Below are 2,244 nucleotides of genomic sequence, written 5' to 3'. Positions count from 1 at the left end.
TCAGCGACTGGGGTGAAGTCGTAACAAGGTAGCCGTAGGGGAACCTGCGGCTGGATCACCTCCTTTCTAAGGATATTGGCAGAAAGCGCCTGATTGAATCTCTTCCTTAACTGGTTGGGGTTCTCACATCAGGAAGAGCTTCTTCCGTTCCAAAGAACATTGCCGTCGTCCTCATGTCCCTTCATCCTGGAGATTTCGCTGTCGCGAATGTGTGTTTTTCACATGTTTGCGAGCAGCGGATAACGCCGCCTTTGGGCAGCCCGGGCTTGCCCGCCTAAGCCGAAAGGCCGCAGGTGGGGCCGGTAGCTCAGGTGGTTAGAGCGCACGCCTGATAAGCGTGAGGTCGTAGGTTCAACTCCTACTCGGCCCACCATTATAGACGCGCTGCTCGCTTTGTGTGCGAACACGAAAGAGCGGCGATCATGGTTGGGGGCCTTAGCTCAGCTGGGAGAGCACCTGCTTTGCAAGCAGGGGGTCATCGGTTCGATCCCGATAGGCTCCACCACCACGCATTTCTCCAGAGATGAAGACAACATATTCCGGCGCGGATTTATCCGTAGCCGGTGTGCGGGCCCATGAGTGGCCTGCTCTTTGACATTGTGAATGGGTTTTTTAATCGATGCCGTGGTTGCATCGTGCCGATCTCGAAAGAGGTGGGTCACGTATGCCAATCACATACATTCATTTTAACTAATGAATATCTGGCTGAGATAAATCATCCACACCGAGCAAACCATGGCAGCAGCCGAGTGGTACGTTCGTGTGGGGCGCGGCTTACAAGACCGTGTCTCGAGCGATCGACCAATGTTGTCATTGGTGGTGTGGACTCTCAAGCGTGAGGTAAGAGCATTTGGTGGATGCCTTGGCATGTACAGGCGATGAAGGACGTGGCACGCTGCGATAAGCGTGGGGGAGCTGTGAGCAAGCTTTGATCCCGCGATTTCCGAATGGGGAAACCCACCTATCCCGATTATCTCGCCCGTGAGCAATCACGGGCTGGGTAATTGGGCAAAGGTATTGCGAGACTGAATACATAGGTTTCGTGAAGCGAACCCGGAGAACTGAAACATCTCAGTACCCGGAGGAAAAGACATCAACCGAGATTCCGTTAGTAGTGGCGAGCGAACGCGGACCAGGCCAGTGCCTGGTGTTTAATTAGCAGAACATTCTGGAAAGTTTGGCCATAGCGGGTGACAGCCCCGTATGCGAAAATGAAACATCAGGACTCGAGTAGGGCGGGACACGTGAAATCCTGTCTGAACATGGGGGGACCACCCTCCAAGCCTAAATACTCGTACATGACCGATAGCGAACAAGTACCGTGAGGGAAAGGTGAAAAGCACCCCGATGAGGGGAGTGAAACAGTACCTGAAACCGAATGCTTACAATCAGTTGGAGGGTCCTTGAGGCCTGACAGCGTACCTCTTGTATAATGGGTCAGTGACTTAATCTATCAAGCAAGCTTAAGCCGTTAGGTGTAGGCGCAGCGAAAGCGAGTCTGAATAGGGCGACTGAGTTTGATGGATTAGACCCGAAACCCGGCGATCTAGGCATGACCAGGCTGAAGGTGCGGTAACACGCACTGGAGGGCCGAACCGTTCAATGTTGAAAAATTGTCGGATGAGTTGTGTTTAGGGGTGAAAGGCCAATCAAGCCGGGAAATAGCTGGTTCTCCGCGAAAACTATTTAGGTAGTGCGTCGGATGTTTACCTGTGGGGGTAGAGCACTGGATGGGCTAGGGGGTCGCGAGATCTACCAAACCTAACCAAACTCCGAATACCACAGAGTTAGTCCGGCAGACAGACGGCGGGTGCTAAGGTCCGTCGTCAAAAGGGAAACAGCCCTAACCTACAGCTAAGGTCCCCAAATCGTATCTAAGTGGGAAAGCATGTGGGATTTCCAAAACAACCAGGAGGTTGGCTTAGAAGCAGCCATCCTTTAAAGAAAGCGTAACAGCTCACTGGTCTAAATAAGAGATCCTGCGGCGAAAATGTAACGGGGCTCAAGATACGTACCGAAGCTTAGGGTTTGGATCTTTTGATCCAAGCGGTAGCGGAGCGTTCCGTAGGCCGATGAAGCGGGAGGGTAACCGACCGTGGAGGTATCGGAAGTGCGAATGCTGACATGAGTAGCGATAAAGAGGGTGAGATGCCCTCTCGCCGAAATCCCAAGGGTTCCTGCTTAAAGCTAATCTGAGCAGGGTAAGCCGGCCCCTAAGACGAGCCCGAAGGGGGTAGTCGATGG

The 2,244-nt window shown here is 53.0% G+C and carries 2 tRNA genes and 2 rRNA genes; all 4 read left to right on the top strand.

Annotated elements, in window-relative coordinates:
* A 16S ribosomal RNA gene (locus tag QUA56_RS36380) occupies window positions 1-66 on the top strand; the annotation flags it as partial.
* A 230-nt stretch (window positions 67-296) separates the two neighbouring features.
* Window positions 297-373, top strand: a tRNA-Ile gene (locus QUA56_RS36375).
* Between the two features lie 56 nt (window positions 374-429).
* Window positions 430-505: transfer RNA gene (locus QUA56_RS36370), tRNA-Ala, on the top strand.
* A gap of 325 nt (window positions 506-830) precedes the next feature.
* Window positions 831-2,244: ribosomal RNA gene (locus tag QUA56_RS36365) — 23S ribosomal RNA — on the top strand; the annotation flags it as partial.

Source organism: Microcoleus sp. N3A4 (genome assembly GCF_036701805.1).
GTDB lineage: Bacteria > Cyanobacteriota > Cyanobacteriia > Cyanobacteriales > Microcoleaceae > Microcoleus.
The sequence above is the reverse complement of the archived record's forward strand: the minus strand, read 5'-3'. Positions and strand labels throughout refer to the sequence as shown.